This is a genomic window from Streptomyces sp. NPDC020742 (assembly GCF_040641675.1).
Lineage (GTDB): Bacteria > Actinomycetota > Actinomycetes > Streptomycetales > Streptomycetaceae > Streptomyces.
The window spans coordinates 362,951-383,298 of sequence record NZ_JBFAEA010000002.1; the positions used below are offsets into that span (position 1 = coordinate 362,951).

At 72.8% G+C, this 20,348-nt stretch carries 19 protein-coding genes and 1 pseudogene; 9 read left to right on the forward strand and 11 right to left on the reverse strand.

All coding sequences use genetic code 11. The features are described from left to right. The first annotated feature begins 5 nt into the window (after positions 1–5). The gene (locus AB0G84_RS05630) at positions 6–1,154 is read left to right on the forward strand and encodes a macrolide family glycosyltransferase (RefSeq protein WP_361315937.1); all 1,149 of its coding nucleotides are present in this window, start codon (positions 6–8) and stop codon (positions 1,152–1,154) included. 86 nt (positions 1,155–1,240) lie between these two features. Here AB0G84_RS05630 and AB0G84_RS05635 read toward each other — a convergent pair whose 3' ends face one another. After that, positions 1,241–1,960, reverse strand: a complete 720-nt coding sequence (locus AB0G84_RS05635; protein ID WP_361315940.1) for an HAD family phosphatase — start codon at positions 1,958–1,960, stop codon at positions 1,241–1,243. Positions 1,961–2,185: 225 nt separating this feature from the next. After that, positions 2,186–3,106: a ScbA/BarX family gamma-butyrolactone biosynthesis protein gene (locus AB0G84_RS05640; protein WP_361315943.1), complete on the reverse strand. Its 921-nt coding sequence runs from the start codon at positions 3,104–3,106 to the stop codon at positions 2,186–2,188. Positions 3,107–3,211: 105 nt separating this feature from the next. On the opposite strand from AB0G84_RS05640, the gene AB0G84_RS05645 reads away from it, so the two are divergent. Continuing rightward, positions 3,212–3,868 carry a ScbR family autoregulator-binding transcription factor gene (locus tag AB0G84_RS05645; RefSeq protein WP_361316811.1) on the forward strand — a complete coding sequence of 219 codons (657 nt, stop codon included), beginning with the start codon at positions 3,212–3,214 and terminating at the stop codon, positions 3,866–3,868. 97 nt (positions 3,869–3,965) lie between these two features. Here the strand turns inward: AB0G84_RS05645 and AB0G84_RS05650 are convergent, their stop codons facing one another. Both AB0G84_RS05650 and AB0G84_RS05655 read right to left on the reverse strand, forming a co-directional pair. Then, positions 3,966–4,376 (reverse strand): hypothetical protein, encoded by a 411-nt coding sequence (locus AB0G84_RS05650; protein WP_361315946.1) that lies wholly within the window; start codon positions 4,374–4,376, stop codon positions 3,966–3,968. A gap of 164 nt (positions 4,377–4,540) precedes the next feature. After that, a complete protein-coding gene (locus AB0G84_RS05655; RefSeq protein WP_361315948.1) occupies positions 4,541–5,860 on the reverse strand; it encodes a SpoIIE family protein phosphatase in 1,320 nt (439 codons plus the stop codon). 193 nt (positions 5,861–6,053) lie between these two features. Between AB0G84_RS05655 and AB0G84_RS05660 the strand changes: the two genes are divergently transcribed. Beyond that, the gene (locus AB0G84_RS05660; protein ID WP_361315950.1) at positions 6,054–6,257 is read left to right on the forward strand and encodes a hypothetical protein; all 204 of its coding nucleotides are present in this window, start codon (positions 6,054–6,056) and stop codon (positions 6,255–6,257) included. Positions 6,258–6,465: 208 nt separating this feature from the next. Here the strand turns inward: AB0G84_RS05660 and AB0G84_RS05665 are convergent, their stop codons facing one another. Then, complete coding sequence (locus tag AB0G84_RS05665; protein WP_361315953.1) at positions 6,466–6,969, reverse strand: hypothetical protein; 504 nt, start codon at positions 6,967–6,969, stop codon at positions 6,466–6,468. 566 nt (positions 6,970–7,535) lie between these two features. On the opposite strand from AB0G84_RS05665, the gene AB0G84_RS05670 reads away from it, so the two are divergent. The 4 genes from AB0G84_RS05670 to AB0G84_RS05685 all read left to right on the forward strand — a co-directional run bounded on the left by AB0G84_RS05670 (position 7,536) and on the right by AB0G84_RS05685 (position 12,116). Beyond that, entirely contained in the window at positions 7,536–8,735 is a 1,200-nt protein-coding gene (locus AB0G84_RS05670; RefSeq protein ID WP_361315955.1) for a CaiB/BaiF CoA-transferase family protein, read from the forward strand. Positions 8,736–8,803: 68 nt separating this feature from the next. After that, positions 8,804–9,970 carry an acyl-CoA dehydrogenase family protein gene (locus AB0G84_RS05675; RefSeq protein ID WP_361315957.1) on the forward strand — a complete coding sequence of 389 codons (1,167 nt, stop codon included), beginning with the start codon at positions 8,804–8,806 and terminating at the stop codon, positions 9,968–9,970. A 430-nt stretch (positions 9,971–10,400) separates the two neighbouring features. Further along, positions 10,401–11,192, forward strand: coding sequence for an aminotransferase class IV (locus AB0G84_RS05680; protein ID WP_361315959.1), 792 nt, complete (start codon positions 10,401–10,403; stop codon positions 11,190–11,192). A gap of 279 nt (positions 11,193–11,471) precedes the next feature. Beyond that, entirely contained in the window at positions 11,472–12,116 is a 645-nt protein-coding gene (locus tag AB0G84_RS05685) for a GPP34 family phosphoprotein (protein WP_361316814.1), read from the forward strand. A 195-nt stretch (positions 12,117–12,311) separates the two neighbouring features. On the opposite strand, the gene AB0G84_RS05690 is transcribed toward AB0G84_RS05685, so the two are convergent. Continuing rightward, on the reverse strand, positions 12,312–13,850 hold the full coding sequence (locus tag AB0G84_RS05690) for a sigma-70 family RNA polymerase sigma factor (protein ID WP_361315961.1): 1,539 nt from the start codon (positions 13,848–13,850) through the stop codon (positions 12,312–12,314). 336 nt (positions 13,851–14,186) lie between these two features. Here AB0G84_RS05690 and AB0G84_RS05695 point away from each other — a divergent pair, with 336 nt between their 5' ends. Beyond that, positions 14,187–15,137 (forward strand): CAP domain-containing protein, encoded by a 951-nt coding sequence (locus AB0G84_RS05695; protein ID WP_361315963.1) that lies wholly within the window; start codon positions 14,187–14,189, stop codon positions 15,135–15,137. 273 nt (positions 15,138–15,410) lie between these two features. Continuing rightward, a complete protein-coding gene (locus AB0G84_RS05700) occupies positions 15,411–15,566 on the forward strand; it encodes a hypothetical protein (protein ID WP_361315964.1) in 156 nt (51 codons plus the stop codon). 15 nt (positions 15,567–15,581) lie between these two features. Here AB0G84_RS05700 and AB0G84_RS05705 read toward each other — a convergent pair whose 3' ends face one another. The 5 genes and pseudogenes from AB0G84_RS05705 to AB0G84_RS05725 all read right to left on the reverse strand — a co-directional run bounded on the left by AB0G84_RS05705 (position 15,582) and on the right by AB0G84_RS05725 (position 20,315). Beyond that, on the reverse strand, positions 15,582–16,232 hold the full coding sequence (locus AB0G84_RS05705; RefSeq protein ID WP_361315967.1) for a DUF4232 domain-containing protein: 651 nt from the start codon (positions 16,230–16,232) through the stop codon (positions 15,582–15,584). A gap of 304 nt (positions 16,233–16,536) precedes the next feature. Continuing rightward, the gene (locus AB0G84_RS05710) at positions 16,537–16,749 is read right to left on the reverse strand and encodes a hypothetical protein (RefSeq protein WP_361315969.1); all 213 of its coding nucleotides are present in this window, start codon (positions 16,747–16,749) and stop codon (positions 16,537–16,539) included. Positions 16,750–16,755: 6 nt separating this feature from the next. After that, entirely contained in the window at positions 16,756–17,364 is a 609-nt protein-coding gene (locus AB0G84_RS05715) for a GNAT family protein (protein ID WP_361315971.1), read from the reverse strand. Positions 17,365–17,707: 343 nt separating this feature from the next. Continuing rightward, positions 17,708–18,414 (reverse strand): annotated as a pseudogene (locus tag AB0G84_RS05720) (glycogen debranching enzyme); the annotation flags it as partial. 188 nt (positions 18,415–18,602) lie between these two features. Then, positions 18,603–20,315, reverse strand: coding sequence for a GAF domain-containing protein (locus tag AB0G84_RS05725; protein WP_361315974.1), 1,713 nt, complete (start codon positions 20,313–20,315; stop codon positions 18,603–18,605). Between the last annotated feature and the right edge of the window lie 33 nt (positions 20,316–20,348).

Below are 20,348 nucleotides of genomic sequence, written 5' to 3' on the forward strand. Positions count from 1 at the left end.
TATTCATGGCACTTGCCGGTCACGGGCACATCAACCCGACGCTGCCGCTGGTCGAAGAACTCGTACGGCGCGGACACCGGGTGGACTACGCCACCAGCGCGGAACACTCCGAGGCGGTCATCGCGGCCGGCGCACGCTGGGTGGAACTCCCGGTCATGGAGATGGGCGAGGTGCCCCGCGAGATCGATCCCGAGGTCCTCGGCGGCTTCATGCGCCGCATCTTCGCGGCGATGCGGGAGGCCTACCCGGTCCTGCGGGAGCACTGCCGCACCGAGCGGCCGGACGCCGTCTGCTACGACACGATGAACTGGGCGGGCCGGGTGGTCGCCGAGGACCTGGGCCTGCCCGCCGTACGGTGCATCCCCAACTTCGCCTCGAACGAGTCGTTCTCCCTGTTCGCCGAGTTCGGTCAGGGGGCCGACGGCGAGAACCCCCTGGTGGACGCGCTCGCCGCGGACTGCGCGGAGTTCTCCGCCGCGTACGGCGTCCCGCTCGACCCGGCGAACCTCATGGACGTGACCGAGAAGCTGAACCTGGTGTTCATACCCCGGGAGTTCCAGCCCGCGGGGGACACCTTCGATGAACGCTTCCACTTCATAGGCCCCTCGCTGGGCAGCCGGGAGGCCGAACCGTGGTCGCCGGCCGACCCCGAGGCACCGCTGCTGTTCATCTCGCTGGGTACGGTCTTCAACGACCGGCCGGAGTTCTACCGCTCCTGCATCGAAGCGTTCCGTGACGGCCCCTATCAGGTGGCCATGAGCGTCGGCGATCTGGACCCCGCCGAGCTGGGGGAGATCCCGCCCGGCTTCGACGTCCGCCCCCGCTTCCCGCAGCCCGCCGTGCTGCGGCAGGCCGCCGCGTTCGTCTCCCACACCGGGATGAACTCCACCATGGAGGCGCTGTATTACGGCGTCGGGCTGATCGCCGTCCCGCAGATGCCCGAGCAGGCCGCCAACGCCGGTCGGGTGGCGGAACTCGGGCTCGGCGAGCGGCTGGACGCCGCCACGGTGACCGCCGCATCGCTGCGCGCCGCGGTCACCCGCGTCGCCTCCGACTCCGCGGTCCGCGCCCACCTCGACCGGATGCGCAAGGTCGTCAGGGAGTGCGGCGGCGCCGCCCGCGGTGCCGACGTGATCGAGGAGTACCTCCGCTGAGGTGCCGCCGGTGACGCCCTGACCGCACCGGCGGCGGGGGCGGTGCCGGGCCGGGGTCCCGGTCCCTCAGCCGGCGGCCCTCCGCGTCAGATGACGGGGACCCCGGGCCCGGCGCGGCCGGCGCTCTGGGCGGGGATCCGGGCCCCCGCCCACCCCTGTACGGCGGGCTCCTCCAGCGAGCCGACCCACCAGTCGGCCGCCGCCGTGTCGTCCTCGCTGGGCTGCGGGCCGACACCGAGCACCCGCAGGCCCGCGGCGGTGGCGGCCTGGACGCCGCAGGTGGAGTCCTCGACGGCCAGTGCCTCCCCGGGATCCACGCCGCAGAGCCGGGCGGCGGTGAGGTAGACGTCCGGGTGCGGCTTCGGCTTGGTGTCGGCGTCGGGCACCACGATGTGCTGGAAGCAGTCCCGGAGGCCGGCCACGGTCAGGCAGGACTCGACGACCTCCCGCGGGCAGTTGCTGGCCACCGCCAGCGGGGCGAACTGCACCGTCGAGTGCACGAGTTCGGGCGCGCCGGGCATGGTCGTGGGGTTCGCCGCGACCAGGTCCCGGAAGTTCTCCAGCAGCGTCTCCGTCATCGCGGCGGTCAGCTCCGGGCGCCCGGCCATCTCGGCCATCATGCGCCCGCATTCGGTGTAGTGGAGTCCCCGGCTCTGTTCGGAGAACTCCGCCGTGGGTGTGCAGCCGAAGCTGTGCAGCACCAGGTCGCGGGCGTCCTGCCAGTGCCGTTCGGTGTCCATCAACGTGCCGTCGCAGTCGAACACCACGGCGGCGGGGGTCCAGGAGAGGATGCGATGTGCGGTCATCCGAAGTTCCGTTCCGATGGGCCCGGTGGGCGGCGACGGGTCCGGTCGCATGCACGGCGTGGCAGCGTCGGTTCACAGGCGTCGGGCACCGGGCTGGGGGTCTCCGGCAGAGGGCGGCTCTCACACAGGGGAGGCTTGGCGCGCTCTGCGGAAAATAACGATCGTTACGTTACGGACGGCCACCTGACGGGGTCAACAGGTTCCCGAATGTCCATATTTTAGGCTTTATTGATAGCTGAGGGTGCCGTACGCCGTCCGTGTGCCTCCCTGGACGATGCGGAACACACAGGTGGTGTGGTGCGGGATGCACCACACCCGCGCGGGCGGGTCGGGTTCGGTGAACCGGGTCGCCCGGAGCCGGCCGGCGCGCGGCCGGGCCAGCGCGCCCCGGCTGCGGTGGGCCGCCGCCTGCCGCGCCGCCTCCAGCAGCACCATTCCCGGCACGTGGTCGCTGGGGTGGTCGAAGAGGAACGGGTGCAGCGGATCGGCCGGGGAGACGAACGGCCCGTCCCGGTCCACGGCGAGTACCACGTCCTGCGGATGGTTCACCGCCAGCTCCGCCGGCGGCGGACGGTGCGCCCCTGCCGGGTGGTGGGCCGGCGCCGCACGGCCCGCGGCCCGGGCGCGCAGCGCCTCGTACGGCGCGTCGGCCAGGAATCGCACGCCCCCGCCGCCCCGCCCGAAGGCCACCCCCGAGGCGGAAAACTCGACGTCCAGCCGCAGCCCGACGGCGGACGCGTCCGGTTCCCGCCACACCCCGCCGACCCGTGCTTCGCAGGTGATCTCGGTGGCGCCGGAGCCGGCCGGCGGTTCGGCGTCCGGTGCGATGCCGAAGTGCAGGTCGGTGATGACCGCGTGGAATGTCTCCGGGACGGCGTAGAACCGCAGCGGAAGGTAGAGGCCGAGCTGACGCAGCGTTTCCACCAGGACCAGGGGGCTGTGCCGCTGCGAGCCGTCACGGGGGAACGTCGGATGGGCCCGTGGCCAGGACGCCGCCGCCGCGAAGACATGCGGCGTGCCCGTGGGGCGGGCATCCGTCAGGAGGACCTCTGCCACCGAGGTCCGGTGCACCAGCTCCCGCTCGACGGTGCGGGACCGGTCGAGCGGCTCACTCTTTCCGGCGGTGCCGGCAGTCGCGGTACTCATATGACCAGGGAATATCGAAATTCGAACATGTGCACCCGTGAATGTCGGGTGGCGTAGCGCGGTAGATTTCCGGCAGCCGGCACAGGAACGAATTCTGAGGTGTGTGTGCAGATCCGGGCCAAGGCGACGCGCAGGGACCTGCTGGAGGCGGCGGCGCGCTTGTTCGACGAGAGGGGGTACGCCGGTACCAGCATCAGCGATATCAGCGCGCACTCCGGACGTACCAGCGGTGCGATCTACTTCCATTACGCCAGCAAGGAGAAGCTCGCCCTCGCCATTGTCGAGGAGCACTTCGCCACCTGGCCGCAATTGATCTCCCGTTACCGGGACCCGGACCGGCCCGCACTGGAGAACCTCGTCGGCCTCAGCTTCGGGGTGGCCCGGGCGTTCCGGGACGACATCGTGGTCCGCGCCGGTGCCCGTCTGTGGGCCGAACGCAAGGCGATCGACGCCCAGCTGCCCACCCCGTTCCTCGGCTGGATCGAAGCGGTCACCCACCTGCTCGAAGCGGCCGCCCACAACGGCGAACTCGCCCCCGAGGTGTCGCCCTCCGCCGGTGCCCACAGCGTGGTCTGCGCCTTCTTCGGGCTGCACACCGTCTCCGAGGCCCTGGAAGGGCGCCGGCACATCGAGGAGCACCTCCAGGACCTGTGGCTGCTGCTGCTCCGTGGCCTGCAGGCCGAGCCGGACCCCGCCGGTCTGCTCGACCGGGTACGCCGCGGGGCCGGGCACGACGGCAGCCCGGCGCCCGAGCCGGCGTAGCCCGACCGTCAGCGTCCGGGGAGAGGGGCGGCCCTACCAACTCCGGTGCCGGGGCGGGCCGTCAGGCAGGGTCGGGGCGCGCGGTCCGGTGCCGGGTTCAGGCCACCGAGCGCCGGTCACCGGCGCACAGCGCCCAGATGATGGCGATGTTCATGGCCAGGAGCGTCAGGGCCCAGAGCGGGTAGTGCGGAATCCACAGGAAGTTGGCCACCGCATTGAGCCCCGCCAGGATCACACCGATGATCCGTGCCCATACCGCTCCGTTGAAGAGGGCACAGCCGGCCAGGAAGATCACGATCCCCAGGATCAGATGGATCCAGCCCCAGCCCGTCTCGCTGTACGAGAAGAGGGAGTTCCGGGTCGCGAGGAAGATGTCGTCGTGGGCGATGGCCGAAATTCCCGCGAGGATCGTCATGGCCCCCGCGAACACCAGGAGCACCGCGGCGAAGGTGGTCCACCCGGTGACGGCCTTGCGTCCGCTTCGGCTCTTGCTCTTGCTTCTGCTCATGCTCGCCTCGCCGCAGAGAGTGCCATACCTGCCTCCACGGTTGCAGGGGTGTCGCCCTGGCGCATCTCCACCGGGCACCGGCCCCACGGTGCCGGGCGGCGCCGCGGGGTGGTGGGGCGTCCGGAGCGGCCCGGGGGAAGCCGCGCCACGGCGGCCCCGGCGCCTCACAGCCGGATGGTGACCAAGGCGATGTCGTCGGGGGCGCCACCGACCACGCCGAGGCGGGCCAGCAGGACGTCTGCCAGCCGCTGGGCGTCGAAGCGGGCGAGCTCGGCCAGGGTGTTGATCAGGCGGTTCAGACCCTCATCGATGTCCTCACCGCGGCGCTCGATGAGGCCGTCGGTGTAGAGCACGAGGGTGTCGCCGCGCCGGTAGGGCTGACTGGCCTGGGGCCGGGGGACGTGTTCGGAGCGGGCGCCCAGCGGGGGATCGGTGGCCACGTCCAGCACTTCGCAGCTGCCGTCGTCGTGCAGCAGGATCGGCGGCGGGTGGCCCGCATTGCTGTAGATGATGATGTGGGTCTTCTTGTCGACGACGGCCTGGACGGCGGTCGTCGCCAGCGCTCCCTCCACCGAACGGGCATACAGGCCCAGGATTTCCAGCGCCTGGCCCGGGCCGGCCACCGCACGGATCGCGGCGCTGAGCGCGCTGCGGAGCATGCCCATCACGCTGGCCGCCTCCAGGCCGTGCCCGACCACATCGCCGACCGCCAGGGCGATGCGGTCGCCGGGCAGGTCGGCCAGGTCGTACCAGTCGCCACAGACATTGAGCGATCCGGCGGCGGGCAGGTAGCGCACCGCGACGTCCTGGTGCCGCTCCAGGTCGGGCGTCTGCAACATGGAGTTCTGCAGGACCAGGGCGACTTCGCGCTCCCGCGCATGCGCCTGCCGCAACTGCTCGTTGAGCCGCTGGAGTTCCCGGGCACGGCTGTACAGCTCCGCCTCCATCGTGTGCTCGCGCGGGGCCCACTCGGACCACCCGGCACCGCCGCTGGCGCGGTGTGCGGCGATGAACGCCGTGAGGTCCTCGGCGCGGTGAATGATCCACCCGATGCTGCCGTCCGGAGCGCGCACCGGCGTATTGATCATGCTCCACCAGCGCTCTTCGAACTGTCCGTGCTCCGAGGTCGACGGGGTGTCGTACCGCTGCACCGCCATGATGTCGCGCGCGCCGGAGAGCAGCACCCGCCGCAGTGAGGCGCTGAGGTTGCGCACCCCGTCCGCCTGAGGGTCCGTCGGGTTGTCCGGCAGCGCCTCGACGATCGACCGGCCGGTCAGGTCCTCCCGGCGGCGCCCGGTCGTCTCCACGTAGGCGTCGTTGACGTCCACGACGACCAGATTGCGGTTCAGCAGCAGGTAGGGGCTCGGCGTGGCCTTGAACACCGTGGTGTACTCAGGCTCCGGGTATGCAGGCTCCGGCGACTCCACGAGCCGGTCTCCCCTCCCCTGGGCGCCCCGCGCCAGGATCAGCGACCTCCCTTCCATCTTGGCACGGTCCCCGACGCACGCCCTGCCGACGGGCCTCCCGCCGCCACCGCGGCGGCCTGACCACCGGGAGTGCGGCCGGGCCGCCGGGCACAAGGGCCGTTGGGCCCCGTCATACGGGCGGCCGGCACATGGGACAGGCGAACGCCGTGCTGGAAGACTGGACGATCCCACAGCACAGGGGGTGACAGAGGTGATCTCGAGGCTGCTTCGCCTGCTGCGCCGCTCCTCCGGCGGTGCACCGGAGACCCCCGACACTCCCCCCGACGAGGTCGAGCGCATCTACGCCGCTGCACTGCTGAACGGCCTGATCGAGCACCGGGAGTACCGGTCCGCGCTGGAGCAGCTGGCCGCCGCGGAGGCCTTGGAGCGGCCCCTCGACGTCCCTGGCTCCTAAGGGCCGTCCCGCCCTCAGGGCGCCTCTTCCGGAGCTTGGTGGCCCGTGGACCCGAAGCGGTGCCCCGGCTCTCCCCGTACACCGGACACACAGCGTCACCACGGCGGTCACGGTCCGCGGCGGCGGCCCGCGCGGCGTCGGGCGGGCGAAGGGCCGGGGCACGCTGCCGCGCCCCGGCCTCCGGGCGGAAGGGCTCGCTGACCTGCGGTCAGTGCTCCAGGTGGACGGTGAGTCGGGTCTCCGTGTCGCTGACGTTGACGCCGTGCACAAAGCCCTGGGCGGTGCTGTAGCGACCCGTTCCCCCGGTGATCGCCAGGTCAATCTCGCCGGGGCCGCTCGCGGTCACGGTGAAGCGGCCCTGCAGGGTGATCTGCCCGTTGGGCAGGGTCATGTCGGCCGCGCACTGGAGGTCGAACTCATCGAGCGGCGCGGTGCGGGTGATCGTACAGATCTCGCTGTAGGTGCCGACCGTGATGCTGCCCCGGTCCAGGTTCCCGGTGGCGACGAATTCGTCGCCCTGGCTGGGGCCGGACGAGTCGTCCACATCGATGAAGTTGCCCTGGGTCTGCCGTGCGACGAGTTGGAAGACCTCATCTCTCGGCGGGGTGTGCCCCGGACCGGCCGCGGTGGCCGCCGAGGCCGGCTGTGCACAGAGGAGCAGGGCCACCAATCCGGTGGCCGCGCTCGGAACGACGTGCTGGAAGAGACGCATGAGGGGACTCCTGTGGGACTAGGAGGAGAGCTTCTCGGCCCTTTGCCGAGGAGCGGTGAGGCGTTCGGAATCCGGCCGGCCGCATACCTGCGGCCCTGCCGGTGAGCGGGAATTCTTGGAGCGGAACGCCTACGGAAGAGGCGGTTCCTGCCGGGAAGGCGGAACCGAAAGCGATGTCGCCCGCCTGGAAGACAGCGGCCACCACGAGACAAGGGCGAACATGACACTCCCTGCACACAGCGGGGCGTTGCCGTCCCGCACACGGAAATGTCTGCTCCGCCGTATGGGCTGACAGCGAGCAGGCGACCGGCCGGGGACCGACCGGCTGAAGGAATTCAGCGAAGGGAGACTATCGCCCCCCACAACACCCGGAAAGGGTCGCCCGAAAACTCCGATGCTCCGATAATCCCGCTTTTGCGGAGGACTTCGGCCGCGCGCAGAACTACCGGACCGGGCCCCGCTCCGCACCCCGCAGAGCACCGGTACACGGTGCTGCTTCCCTCGGCCGTCCCGACTGTTCATGATGGCACCCGGCACCGGACGAGCACTCTCCTGGAGGTCCCTGCATGACCGAGCACCCCGCGGCACGTCCACTGTCCGGCATCACCGTGGTCAGCGTGGAACAGGCGGTGGCGGCCCCGTTCGCCCCCCGCCAGCTCGCCGACCTCGGGGCGCGCGTCATCAAGGTGGAGCGGCCCGGCGGGGGCGACTTCGCCCGCAGGTACGACACCACGGTGCACGGCGAGTCCAGCTACTTCGTGTGGCTCAACCGCTCGAAGGAGTCCCTGACGCTCGACCTGAAGTCGGCGCGGGGACGGCAGGTCCTGGAGCAACTGCTCGCCGGGGCCGATGTGTTCGTCCAGAACCTCGCCCCGGGAGCGGCGGACCGGCTGGGTCTGGGTGCCCAGGCGCTCACCGAGCGCTTCCCGTCCCTCATCCCGTGCGCCGTCACCGGCTACGGATCCAGCGGCCCGTGGGCCGACCGCAAGGCGTACGACCTTCTGGTGCAGTGCCAGACGGGCCTGGTCTCGCTGACCGGGAGCGCCTCCGAACCCGCCCGGGCGGGGGTCTCGGTCGCCGACATCGCCGCCGGGATGTACGCCTACTCGGGCGTGCTCACCGCCCTGTTCACCCGCGCGACCACCGGTGTCGCCCGGCCCGTGGAGGTCTCGCTGTTCGAGGCGCTGGCCGAGTGGATGGGGCAGCCGGCCTACTACACCCGGTACGGCGGCACCCAGCCGCCGCGCGTCGGCACCCGGCACGCCACCATCGCCCCGTACGGCGCCTTCACCACGGCCGACGGCAAGGACGTGCTGTTCTCCATCCAGAACGAGCGCGAATGGGCCGCCCTGTGCGAGCGGTTCCTCAAGCGCCCCGAGCTCATCGACGACCCGCGCTTCGCCACCGGCGCCGCCCGGGTGGCCCACCGCGAGGAGCTGGACGCCCTCGTGGCCGCGCGGTGCGCCGAGTCCGGCAGCCAGGAGGTGATGCAGTTGCTGGACGAGGCGGGCATCGCCAACGCCGGGGTCAACGACGTCCCGGAGTTCCTGGCCCACCCCGTGCTCAGCGCCCGCGACCGCTGGCGGGACGTGCGGATCCCCGGCGGAGCGGCGGTGCCGGCGCTGCTGCCGCCGGTGGATCTGGCCGGCACCGTCCCCCGTATGGACCCCGTCCCGGCGGTCGGCGAGCACACCGGGCGGATCCTGGCCGAGCTGGGGTACGACGCGACCGAGATCGACGCCCTGCGGGCCGACCAGGTCGTATGAGACTTCCGTCCGGGGACGGACACCTTGGTTGTCTCGTCCACGCCCGTCAGCAAGGAGCGTCACCCGGCATGAGCACTCTCGACATCCTGTCCGACGACGAGCGCTCCATCGTGCGCACCGTCCGCGAGTTCGTCGACCGGGACGTCAAACCGGTCGTCCGGGAACTCGAACGCACCGACACCTACCCCGAGGCCCTCATCGACCGGATGAAACAGCTCGGCGTCTTCGGGCTGGCCGTCCCGGAGGAGTACGGCGGCACACCGGTCTCGCTGCCCTGCTACGTCCTGGTGACCGAGGAACTCGCCCGCGGGTGGATGAGCCTGGCCGGCGCGATGGGCGGCCACACCGTCGTCGCCACACTGCTGCGGCGCTTCGGTACCGAGGAGCAGCGGCGCCGCCATCTGCCCCGTATGGCCACCGGCGAGATCCGGGCGACCACGGCCCTCACCGAACCCGACGGCGGCTCCGACCTCCAGGCCCTGCGCACCGTGGCGCGCAAGGACGAGGACGGCTATCTGATCAACGGGGCGAAGACCTGGATCACCAACTCCCGCCGCTCCCAGCTGATCGCCCTGCTGTGCAAGACCGACCCGGACGCCCGCCCCGCGCACCGGGGCATCTCCCTGCTCCTCGTCGGGCACGGGCCCGGCCTGACGGTCTCACGCGACCTGCCCAAGCTCGGCTACAAGGGCGTGGAGAGCTGCGAACTCGCCTTCGACGACCACCGGGCACCGGCCGACGCCGTCCTCGGCGGAGTCGAGGGCAAGGGCTTCGCGCAGATGATGCGGGGCCTGGAGACCGGCCGGCTCCAGGTCGCCGCCCGTGCGCTGGGCGTCGGACGGGCGGCGCTGGAGGACGCGCTGGCGTACGCGCAACGCCGCGAGACGTTCGGCAAGCCCATCTGGCAGCACCAGTCGATCGGCAACTACCTCGCCGATATGGCCACCTCGCTGACCGCCGCCCGCCAGCTCACCCTGTACGCCGCCCGGGAGGCCGACGCGGGGCGCCGGGTGGACATGGAGGCGGGGATGGCCAAGCTCTTCGCGTCCGAGGCCGCCCTGCAGATCGCCCTCAACGCCGTCCGGATCCACGGGGGTTACGGCTACTCCACCGAATTCGACGTGGAACGGTACTTCCGCGACGCACCGTTGATGATCGTCGGAGAGGGCACCAACGAGATCCAACGGAATGTGATTACCCGTCAGCTCATCGGGCGGGGCGGCCTCGATGCCTGAGGGCCGCTCCGGTGGCCGGTACCACCGGCGGTTGCCCGGTTGAGCGGGGCCCCGCACCCGAGGTGGGCGGGGTGGCGGCCGGCGCCGGACGAGCGCTCCGGCTGCTCGTCCGCCGTCCGGACCGCCACCCGAGGGAGCCGCACCATGACCATCCTCGACACGATCCGCGAGGGCCACCCCACCACCCCCTGCTGGTCGTCTCCCCCTCCTGTGCCCCCTCCAGGAGGACACCCCCGGACCGCTCGCACCGGACTTCGCCGAGCATCCGCCGCCGGACCGGGTCCACCCGGACACCGCGGCACACCGCCGGAACGGCGAAACGCTTTACTGCCCGTGCCTTCGGCGCCGGTGGCCCGTTCTCCGACGGCGGGCACTGAGCGGTGCCCGCCGCAGCGGGGCGCCCGCCTCATCGGCTGCCAGACTGCTCCGCATGGCGCTCTTGAACGGACACCCGGCGGACCCCGACGCACTGTGCGCGCTCGCGCTCACCAACTACGGCCACTTCACCACCCTGCGCGTGGACGACCAGCACGTCCGTGGCCTGACCCGGCACCTGGAACGGCTGGTGCGCGACTGCCGTACGGTCTTCGGGGCGGAGCTGGATCCCGGCGCCGTGCGCCAGTACGTCCGCGACGCGGTGGGGGACAGGCCCGGCGCCCTCGTCGTACGGGTCACCGTCCTCGACCCCGGCCTGGACATCGGGCGCCCCGCTGCCGCGCACGACCCCCACATCCTGGTGACGCTCCGTCCGGCGGGCGCCCTTCCGCTCCCGCCGCTGCGCGTCAAGACCGTCCGCTACCAGCGGGATGTGGCCCGGGTGAAGCACACCGGGCTGTTCGGCGCCCTGCACCACCGGAGGGCCGCCCAGCTGGCCGGCTTCGACGACGCCCTGTTCGTCAGCCCGGAGCCGGCCCCGGCGCCGCTGGTCTCCGAAGGCGGGACCTGGAACGCGGGCTTCATCGACGCCGACGGCCGCGTGGTGTGGCCCGAGGCGGACGTACTGCCCGGGGTCACCATGGCGCTGCTCAGGGAGCTCCATCCGCACCGCGTCGCGCCCGTACCGGTCGGTCAACTCCCCACCTTCCAGGCGGCATTCGCGACCAACACCGCCATCGGGGTACGGGCGATCGCGGCCGTCGACGGCCTGCGCCTGGCCACCGAGCACCCGGTACTCGCCGCGCTGGGCGAGTCCTTCCTCGCCCAGCGCGGCGAACGGCTGTAGCGCACCCGCCGGGAGGGGAACGGGGCAGGAGGGGCACACCCCGGGGAGGGGCGGAGAACGCTCCGCGTGGCCGGGCGGCGGCGGAGACCGGTCAGGGGGCGGAGCCGGGCCGGGGCCGGTGTGGGATGCCAGGGGCGTCCGTGCTCCGTAGACTCGTAGGCGGAGTGTGGTGCGGCCGAGGGAGTCCCGGCGGTGGCCGGGGCCGCCCGGCACACCACGACGCTCACCCGCATCGCCGTCGATGCCCCTGACGTCGATGCCCCTGACGTGGAGCCGCTCGTGACCACACCGCGGGACCTGCTGATGGTCGCCATGGACCGGGAGTCCGGCAATCCGGCCCTGGACAGGGAGCCCGGTCGCCCCGTGCAGCGCGGCAACCTCTCGCTCGCACTCGCCGGCGCCGAACTGATCGACCTCCTGGGCGCGCAGGCCTTCTCGCTGGCCGGGGACCGGATCGTGCCGGGCTACCGGCCCACCCTCGACGACCGCCTGCTGGAAGAGGCCGCGTCCGCACTGGACCGGCAGGCGCCGTTCGAGTCGGTCGATGACTGGCTGTGGCGCAGGGGGCGCGGTCTGTTCACCGCCTACCTGGCCGCCCTGGAGGCGGAAGGCCAGGTCAGCTGGGAGCGGCCGCGCGGCTGGATGCCCCTACGGGTCGGCCGGCTGGTGCTGACCGACTCGCCGGACCGCCGGCGTGCGGCCTACCGCTGGACCTCCGACGAGCCCGTGCTCACGGCGCTGGTGGCCTCCGTCGAGGTCCTGGAGGAGCCGGCCGCCGAGGACTCCCCGGGCGTCGCGGACGGCGCGGTGGCGACGGTGCTCGCCGCCGTCGACGACGCGGTGCGGAGCCTGGAGTTCGAGCGGCAGCGCCGGGCCATCGACGAGGCGGCCTTCGACAACGTCTGGCGGGGCGGCGACGGCTGACGGGCGTATCCGCAGGGACGCCCGTACTACGCGCCGCCCGTACTACGCGCCGCCCGTACTGCGTGCCGCCCGCACCCGCGTGCCGCCCGCACCCGCGTGCCGCCCGCACCCGCGCCGGTGGGCGGCGGACGCCCGTACCCCCGAGGGGCCGCGGCGGCGTGCACGTTGCGCGCCGGATGCCCGGCAGGTGCGGCGTCAGCGCGGTGCGGCCAGGTCCTGGGTCCACCAGGGGCCGCTCGCGCCCGGTACGACACCGATCCCGACCGCGGTGAACCTGCAGTTGAGCATGTTGTCGCGGTGCATGGCATCGCCCATCCAGTCGCGCACCGCCGCGTCGGCGGTGCGCGGGCCGCGGTCGAGGTTCTCGCCCCAGCTGCTCCACGGGTAGCCGGCGGCAGTGATCCGCGCATCGGGCCCGGTGCCCTCCGGCGTGGTGTGCTCGTAGTAGCCGCGTGCCGCCATGTCGGCGGAGTGCTGCCGGGCCGCCGAGTGCAGTCGCCGGTCCACCCGGAGCGGACCGCAGCCGGCCGTGGCGCGGTGGCGGTTGATCAGCGCGACGGCCTGTTCCTCCAGGTCGGGCGGGGTGGCCGTGGGGGAGGGCCGGGTGGGCGGCGCCGTGCTGGGCGTACGGGTGGCGGTGGGCCGGGGGGTGTGCGACGGGGTCGGGGTGGGGCGGTGCACGGGAGGGGTGGCAGTTAGCGGCGGGACCACCCGGGGTCCGGCCTTCGGCTCCTCCCGGGGCGTACCGGGAAACCACCACAGGGCGGCGAGGACGGCCGCCGCGAGCGTCAGGCTCCCGGTGACGGCCGTGCCCTTGCCGACCCGGCGCGGGCGGGGCCGCACCGTCGGCCCGTGATGTGCGCCGTGGCCGTTCGCCCCGGTGTCCGCCGGTGCCCCGGCTGTCGATCCGCTGGTGGCCGAGGCGGTGCCGACGGTCGCCGCGGTGGGGGTGGACAGGACGGTGGGCGGGGTGAGGTGCGCGGGCAGCGGCAGCAGGGCGAGGCCGGCCAGCAGTCCCTCGGCGGGCAGCAGGTCCGTCCAGTGCCCCGAGCACGTCCTGCACCGGCGCGCATGCCGGGCTATGCGCTTGCGCCACAGGCCCGAGGGCTGCGCGTCCCAGGTGGCGGTCAGCTCGGTGAGGGCGGCACACGGCGGGTTGCCCGCGAGCGCCCGGACGACCACCCGCCCGGCCTCCAGCTGCTTCTTCATCCGCTGCACCCGGACCGCGGTGTGCCGGGTCCCGCTGCCGAGGGCCGTGGCGAGTTCGGACCTGGTGATCTCCCCGGCGGCCTCCAGCCACCACAGCGACAGCAGCGCGCGGTCGCCCTCGTCCAGCCAGCGGGTGGCCGCCGCCACCTCACGGCGCTGGCCGGACAGCCCCAGTTGCAGGATGGTCAGCTCCACGAAGTCGGCCGAGCGGTCGGGCCGTTCGGGCGCCTGCTCCAGGGCGACGACGGGGGTCTTCTGGTGGAAGGTCCAGCGCCGCCGCACCTGGTTCATGGCGATGGCCACCAGCCAGGACCGGAAGGACGCCGGCTCCCGCAGGTCCGTCAGCGACTCCAGGACGCGCACCATGGTCTCCTGCACCACGTCGTCCACGTCCGCATGGCCGTCCAGCGCCCGGCCCACGACGTTGTAGATCAGGGGCAGGTACGCGGAGACGAGTTCCTCCCTGGCCCGCTCGTCCCCTGCCTTGGCCGCCTCGACGGTTGCCGTACCGCTGTCCCACTTCACGCCTATTCGGTCCTGTTCATCCGTGTGCACTGTCCTCGCCCCGCAGTCAGGTGACCCGTCGGGCGCACCGCGACAACACAAAAACCTACGTGGATCCGGAAGACGGCCGGGGCCCAGCCCCTGGCAGTGCCCCGTGGAACGGCCCGAGAACGGGGCGCGAACGGGCCGCGAAAAAAATCCGCGGAACTTTTCGTTATCCGCGTCCGCACCCGAGGTCTCCCAGGTACGGACCGCCCACCCGGCGGACCGTACGGACCCACCGCCCCCTGGGGCGGGTGGTCACACGCCACCGGCCGTGGGCCGGACCGGCACCACGGGCACACAGGAAACGGAATCATGAACCACGACAACAGCATTCAGTCCGCATCGGGCGAGGAGTCGCCGACCACCGCACGGCACGGACGGGTGCCTCGGGGCGCCGGCCGCCGGGCCGGCGCGCCCACCGGACGCCGCCGTGCCGTGGCGCCCCGCCCCGCGCGCCGGTACGGACGGCACAGCGCGTCCCGCCGCGGCGGCGTCCCCCGGCCCCAGGGGAAGACGGTGCTGCTGGCGGTGGCAGCCGTCCTCGCCGCCAGCGGGGCCTGCCTGGCGCTGATACGCGGGGCCTCCGGGCCCGACCCCGTGCTCGCCGCGGACTCCTCGCTGCCGTCCCGGGCCGCCGCGACCTCCGTTGCGCCGGAGACGAACAGCGCCCCGCACACCCCCCGCCGCCCCACCTCGTCGGCCTCCCCGTCCCGCTCCGAACGGCACGGCAAGCGGCCGCACACCGCGCCCTCCCCCCGTAAGACCCACCCCGACAAGAGCACGCCCCCGGCGGCCAGGCCGGCGCCCCGCACCCCCCGCGTCGAGTCCGGAACGGGCGCCGGCGCCCCGGCCGGAGCTCGGGCCGCGACCGGCACCGCCGCGCAGTTCGCCCAGAAGATCGTGGAGTTGGTCAACGCCCAGCGGGCCCAGCACGGTTGCGGCCCGCTCACCGTCGATGCCCGGCTGCAGAAGGCGGCACAGGCGCACTCCGACGACATGGCCGCCCGGAACTACTACGAGCACAACACTCCGGAGGGCGTCGACCCCGGCACCCGGATGACCAACGCGGGATTCGCCTGGCAGAGCTGGGCGGAGAACATCTTCAAGAGCCCCAAGGACCCGGCCACCGCGATGGACGGCTGGATGAAGAGCCCCGGCCACCGCGACAACATCCTCAACTGCTCCTACAAGTCCACCGGAGTGGGCGTCAACATGAGCGCCAACGGGCCGTGGTGGACCCAGGACTTCGCCACCCACTCCTGACCCGTGCCCCGCGTCCGGTCGTGACACCGCCGCCGGCCGTCGTCGCCGAGGCGCGGTGGGTACCCCGGCCGCAGACGGGCGGAGCGGTGGCGGCCGCCGGAACCGGACCTCCGGTCTCCGGCCCGGCCGCCACCGCTCCCGCCCTCCCGGCTCCGGCCCGCCGCTCCGCCCCTCCGGCGGGTCACCGGAGCGGCAGCCGCTGCCCGGGCCGCAGGCCGGCCCGGGCGTTACGCTCGGGAGGTAGGCACTCGTACCGATCGTACGGAGGCAGCCATGGGCCAGTACGACGAGTACCCGACTCCGTCGCAGGCCGAGGGCGAGCGGCTGGAGGAAGACCTGGACCCGGCCGAGCCGCGGCACCCCGAGGCGACCCGCACCCAGCCGTCCCAGGCGGAGGGGGAGCGTCGGGCGGAGGACGACGAGGACTGACGGCGGAGGCGCCCGTTACCCCGCGATGCCGGGTGTGACGGCGCTGACGCTGAACTCCTCGCCGCAGATCCGCAGCCCCGAAGTGCGCGTGGTCATCGACTCCTTGGAGCCCGGCGGGTACGCCAGCACCAGGTCGGCGCTCTTCCAGCAGCCCGCACCCCCCAGCCCCTCGTTGAGGGTGTGCAGCTCCGCGTGCGCGCTGGCGCCGGGAGCCAGCGTCACCGGCCCGCCCGCCACACCCTCACGGGTGGCCGGCTTGCCGATCGACTGGGCGTCCCGCGCCATGAGGGAGACGCCGGGGTAGCCGCGCAGGATGCAGGGCTGTCTGCCGCTGTTGGTGAACACCAGCGCATAGCGCAGATTGCCCGCTCCCGCGTCGACGCCCCCCAGCCGCATCCGCATCGACGTCGCCGCACAGCGGGTGCTCCCCGCCGCACGGGGCGGCCTGCCGCTGCTCGTCGGCCGGCCGGTCTGCTGTGAGCTGCCCGCCGTGTCGCCCCCGCCGGACGCCGTATCGACACCCGTGCCGTGGGAGGCGCTGGCCGACGAGCTCCCCGAGCCACGGGTCGTGCCGTGCTGGCAGGCGGTGAGCCCGACGGCGGCAGCGGCGGCGAGCAGCACGGCAGCGGCCTGGCGTACGGGGCGGGGGGAGGAGTGGGGGGACATAGCGCTCCTGATCTGGTCGAACGTGGTGCGTGGACCGGGAACCGCAACGGCGGAACCGGGAACCGGCACCGCGCATCGGGATCCGTGCCCGCGAGGCACTGTTCCGAATGCCCTACCGGGGGACGGTGCAACACCCCCGGTGCTCAGTTGCCTACGGCCAGGTGGGGGGAGGGGCCCCTGCGGACGGTGCCGCCGCGGCGGGCTCCACTCAGGTGGCCGTCATCACGGCGGGTGAAGGGCGGGGCGGGTGCCGTCCGGGCGGTGGGCGCCCGCCGGGCCGCCCCGGGCGAGCCGGCCGGCCGCCTCATGACCGGGGGGCCTCGGCCGGCAGCCGCCGCGCGAGGTTCGCCGCCAGGTGGCGCGCCGCGTAGCAGCCCTCACCGCCGATGCCGGCCAGGAGCTGCAGCAGCGCCACGGCGGCCTGCGCCTCGCGCAGGGTCAGCAGCGGCAGCCGCTCTTCGTCGATGTCGACGACGCCGTCGACCAGTGCCAGCAGGCGGTGATCCGTCTCGTTCACACCCGGCTAACGGCTGCCCTCCCGCGCGGATACGCCCGTGTCCGTCGCCGGGGACCCGGAGGCTTCCGACGCCCCGGAGCGCCACTCGGGTGCGAGCACCGACCAGATCTCGGTGTCCTGCCGGACGCCCCGGTGGGGGTGGTTCGCGCGCAGCACTCCGTCGCGGCGCATGCCGAGCCGCTTGGCCACCTTGATGCTGGGGGTGTTCTCGGAGGACACCTGCCACTCCACGCGGTGCAGACCGCGGGTGCGGAACGCCCAGTCGATCAGGACCCGGGTGGCCCGGGTGACCAGCCCCCGGCCGGCGGCGGCCGGTTCCAGCCAGCAGCCGGCCTCGCAGGTGCCGGCCTCCGCGTCGAAGGTCCGGAAGAGGACGCCACCGACCAGCAGATCGTCCTGCCAGATGCCGAGCAGCCGGCCGGTGTCGGCGGCGGCCTTGTCGGCGTACGACTGGAGCCAGCCACGGGCGGAGGCGAGGTCGGTCGTGACGTCGGGCAGCCCCACGTGCCGGCCGATAAAGGCCCGGCCGCGGTCCATATGGGCGAGGAACTCCTCGGCCTGCCAGGGCTCCAGCGGACGCAGCTGCGCCCCGTCACCCAGCGAAATCGCGAACATCCTCGTCCTCCACAGTGCCGTGCACGATCCCAGGATCCTCGCACGGCCGTCCGCCCACCGCGGCGGCGGGCGGACGGACGGCGGGGAGGCGGTCGCGCGGGTCAGTCCTGGCCGGACTGCCGCAGCACCAGCAGGGCCCTGGCCTCCACCTCCACCGGGGCACCGGCCTTGATCAGCGAGCGGTACTCCACATAGGGAATGGCGGTGTCCACGACCACGCTCCACCACGGACCGAGACCGCCCGGGACGGTGCAGGCGAGCGGTTCGTGGTGGGCGTTGAACAGCAGCAGGAACGAGTCGTCCACAATGCGCCGGCCGCGTGGGTCCGGCTCGGAGAGCACCTGATGGTGTTGTAGCCCCAGTAGTTGGCGAGCCCCCGCTGTTCCAGGGCGTGATCGTGCACGAACTGGTGCACCGGCATCAGCTCCAGGGCGGTGATGCCCAAGGAGGTGAAGTAGTCCAGCAGCACGGGGTGCGCCAGTGCCGCGTAGCTCCCGCGGATGTCCTCGGGGATCGCCGGAGGGGTCCGGGTCAGGCCCTTGACCTGCGCCTCGTAGATCACCGTCTCGTGGTACGGGATCTGCCGGCGGTGGTCGTTTCCCCAGTCGAAGTAGGGGTTGGCCACCACCGACTTCATGGTGTAGGCGACGGAGTCCGCGTCGTTCCGGCGGCGCGGAGCGCCGAAACGGTAGGAGTACAGCGCCTCGTTCCACTCGGTCCGCCCCTCGATCGCTTTGGCGTACAGATCGAGCAGCAGCTTGCGGGAGTTGCAGCGCTGCCCGCGGGACGGCGGGAACGGGCCGTGGACCCGGAAACCGTACCGCTGACCGGGGCCGACCTCCGGCAGGTAGAGGTGGTGGACGAAGGCGTCGACCTCTTCGAGCTCGATGCGGTCCTCCTGGCCCGCCTCGTCGAACAGGCACAACTCGACCTGCTCGGCCACCTCGGAGAACACCGCGAAGTTCGTTCCGCTGCCGTCGTAGGTGGCCCCAGCGGAGCCGCCCTTCCGGGCCAGCGGCCCGCCTCCGTGGTGTCCTGCCATATCCGCATGTTCGCAAGCCTCCCGACCGGATGGCACAGCACGGCGTCACGCAGCGTCCTCCCCACCCTGCCCCGTATCGCCGGCCGATGCCCTGCCCCCGACGGGAGGTTGGCGCCGGCCGTCCTCCCAGGAAGCCATGGGGCCCCTGCACCACGTGCGGGGCCCGGGCCCTCCGTAGGTGCGGGGCCGGTGCGCGTCAAGTGGGCAGCGGTACGTGCCACACCAGGCGGGTTCCGCCCTCCGCCGGCGACTCGACGGTCATCTCACCGCCCATGGCCTCCGCCCGCTTGGCCAGGTTGCGCAGACCACTGCGCCGGCCCTCCTCCGGGATGCCCACGCCGTCGTCCCTGACGGTCAGCGTCAGCTCCCGGTCACGGACGACCAACGACACCTCGGCCGCACCGGCGTGGGCGTGCCGCGCCGTATTGCACAGCGCCTCGCCCAGTACGGCCAGCACCTGATCGGCGGTGTCCGCCGGCACATCGGTGTCGATCAGCCCCTCCATGCGCAGCGACGGGGTGAACCCCAGCGTGCGGGTCGCCCGGTCCACCGCCGCGACGGTACGGGACCGCAGGCGCTGGGCGGCCCGGCCGGTGGCGGGCGCCCGGAGACCGAAGATGGCGGACCTGATGATCTTGATGGTCTCGTCGAGGTCGTCCACCGCCCGGAACAGCCGCTCACTGGCCTCCGGATGATCGACGAAGCGCAGCGCGCTCTGCAGCGTCATCCCGGTCGCGAAGAGGCGTTGGATCGCCAGGTCGTGCAGGTCACGCGCGATCCGCTCGTGGTCCTTCAGCAGCGCCAACTGCTCGGCGTCCCTGCGCTGGTCGGCCATCTCCATGGCCAGTGCGCCCTGCCCGGCGAAGGTCAGCAGCGGTGCGGTCTCCTGCTCGGTGAACGGTTCGCGCCCGCGCAGCCGGGCCAACAACAGCACCCCGCGCACCCGTTCACCGGTGATCAGCGGCACCGCGACCGCGGGCCCCAGCCCCCACCAGCGCGGCGGGCCGGCGGTGATCCTCGGATCGTGCTCGATGTCCACGCTGATCATGAGGTCGCGGGTGGTCAGCGCCGTGCCGACGAACGAGCCGTGCCGGGGCAGGACCAGACCGCGATGGGCCTCGGCGTCCACCCCGATCGCCAGGGCCACGCTCATGGTGTCGGCGTCGACCGGCAGCGCCAGCGCGCCGAGATCGGCGGAGAGGATCCGCACCGCGTGGTCGACGATCATCTCCAGGACGTCGGTCTCGCCCGCGCCGGGCAGCAGACCGGCGACGATCTCACCGTTGGCCTTCAGCCACCGCTGCCGGTAACGGGCCTCCTCGTACAGGCGCGCATTCTCGATGGCCACCCCCGCAGCCACCGCCAGCGTCGACAGCACGGTCTCGTCCTCGGCGTCGAAGTCGCCGCCCCCGCGCTTCTCGGTGAGGTAGAGATTCCCGAAGACCTCGTCGCGGACGCGGATCGGTACCCCGAGGAACGAGTGCATCGTCGGGTGGTTCGCCGGAAATCCGTGGGACGACGGGTGCTCGCCCAGTTCGGTCAGGCGCAGCGGCGCGGGACGGCGGATCAGTTCCCCCAGAATTCCGTGCCCGGCCGGTAGGTGGCCGATGGCCTTGGCCTTCTCCTCGGAGATCCCGACCGTCAGGAACTGCGAGAGCTGGGAGTCGTCCCCGATCACCCCGAGCGCCCCGTACTCGGCGTCCACGAGCACCACGGCGGCCTCGACGATGCGCCGCAACACCTGCGACAGCTCCAGCCCCCTGCCCACGGACATCACCGCTTCGAGCAGCAGCTGCGGCGGGCCACCGGCGCACCGTTCCACCGCCTGCAGGCGCTCCTGCAGATCGTCCGGCAGCGCGCTCAGCCGCCGGCGTCCGCCGGCGGCCCCGTCAGGTCTCTCCACAGCCACGACACCCTCCGCGATGGCCGCCCGGGGGGCGCG

Coding starts and splice junctions, on each gene's coding strand:
- AB0G84_RS05630 (WP_361315937.1), top strand. CDS start 6: ATGGCACTTGCCGGTCACGGGCACATCAACCCGACGCTGCCGCTGGTC.
- AB0G84_RS05635 (WP_361315940.1), bottom strand. CDS start 1,960: ATGACCGCACATCGCATCCTCTCCTGGACCCCCGCCGCCGTGGTGTTC.
- AB0G84_RS05640 (WP_361315943.1), bottom strand. CDS start 3,106: ATGAGTACCGCGACTGCCGGCACCGCCGGAAAGAGTGAGCCGCTCGAC.
- AB0G84_RS05650 (WP_361315946.1), bottom strand. CDS start 4,376: ATGAGCAGAAGCAAGAGCAAGAGCCGAAGCGGACGCAAGGCCGTCACC.
- AB0G84_RS05655 (WP_361315948.1), bottom strand. CDS start 5,860: ATGGAAGGGAGGTCGCTGATCCTGGCGCGGGGCGCCCAGGGGAGGGGA.
- AB0G84_RS05665 (WP_361315953.1), bottom strand. CDS start 6,969: ATGCGTCTCTTCCAGCACGTCGTTCCGAGCGCGGCCACCGGATTGGTG.
- AB0G84_RS05670 (WP_361315955.1), top strand. CDS start 7,536: ATGACCGAGCACCCCGCGGCACGTCCACTGTCCGGCATCACCGTGGTC.
- AB0G84_RS05675 (WP_361315957.1), top strand. CDS start 8,804: ATGAGCACTCTCGACATCCTGTCCGACGACGAGCGCTCCATCGTGCGC.
- AB0G84_RS05680 (WP_361315959.1), top strand. CDS start 10,401: ATGGCGCTCTTGAACGGACACCCGGCGGACCCCGACGCACTGTGCGCG.
- AB0G84_RS05695 (WP_361315963.1), top strand. CDS start 14,187: ATGAACCACGACAACAGCATTCAGTCCGCATCGGGCGAGGAGTCGCCG.
- AB0G84_RS05700 (WP_361315964.1), top strand. CDS start 15,411: ATGGGCCAGTACGACGAGTACCCGACTCCGTCGCAGGCCGAGGGCGAG.
- AB0G84_RS05705 (WP_361315967.1), bottom strand. CDS start 16,232: ATGTCCCCCCACTCCTCCCCCCGCCCCGTACGCCAGGCCGCTGCCGTG.
- AB0G84_RS05715 (WP_361315971.1), bottom strand. CDS start 17,364: ATGTTCGCGATTTCGCTGGGTGACGGGGCGCAGCTGCGTCCGCTGGAG.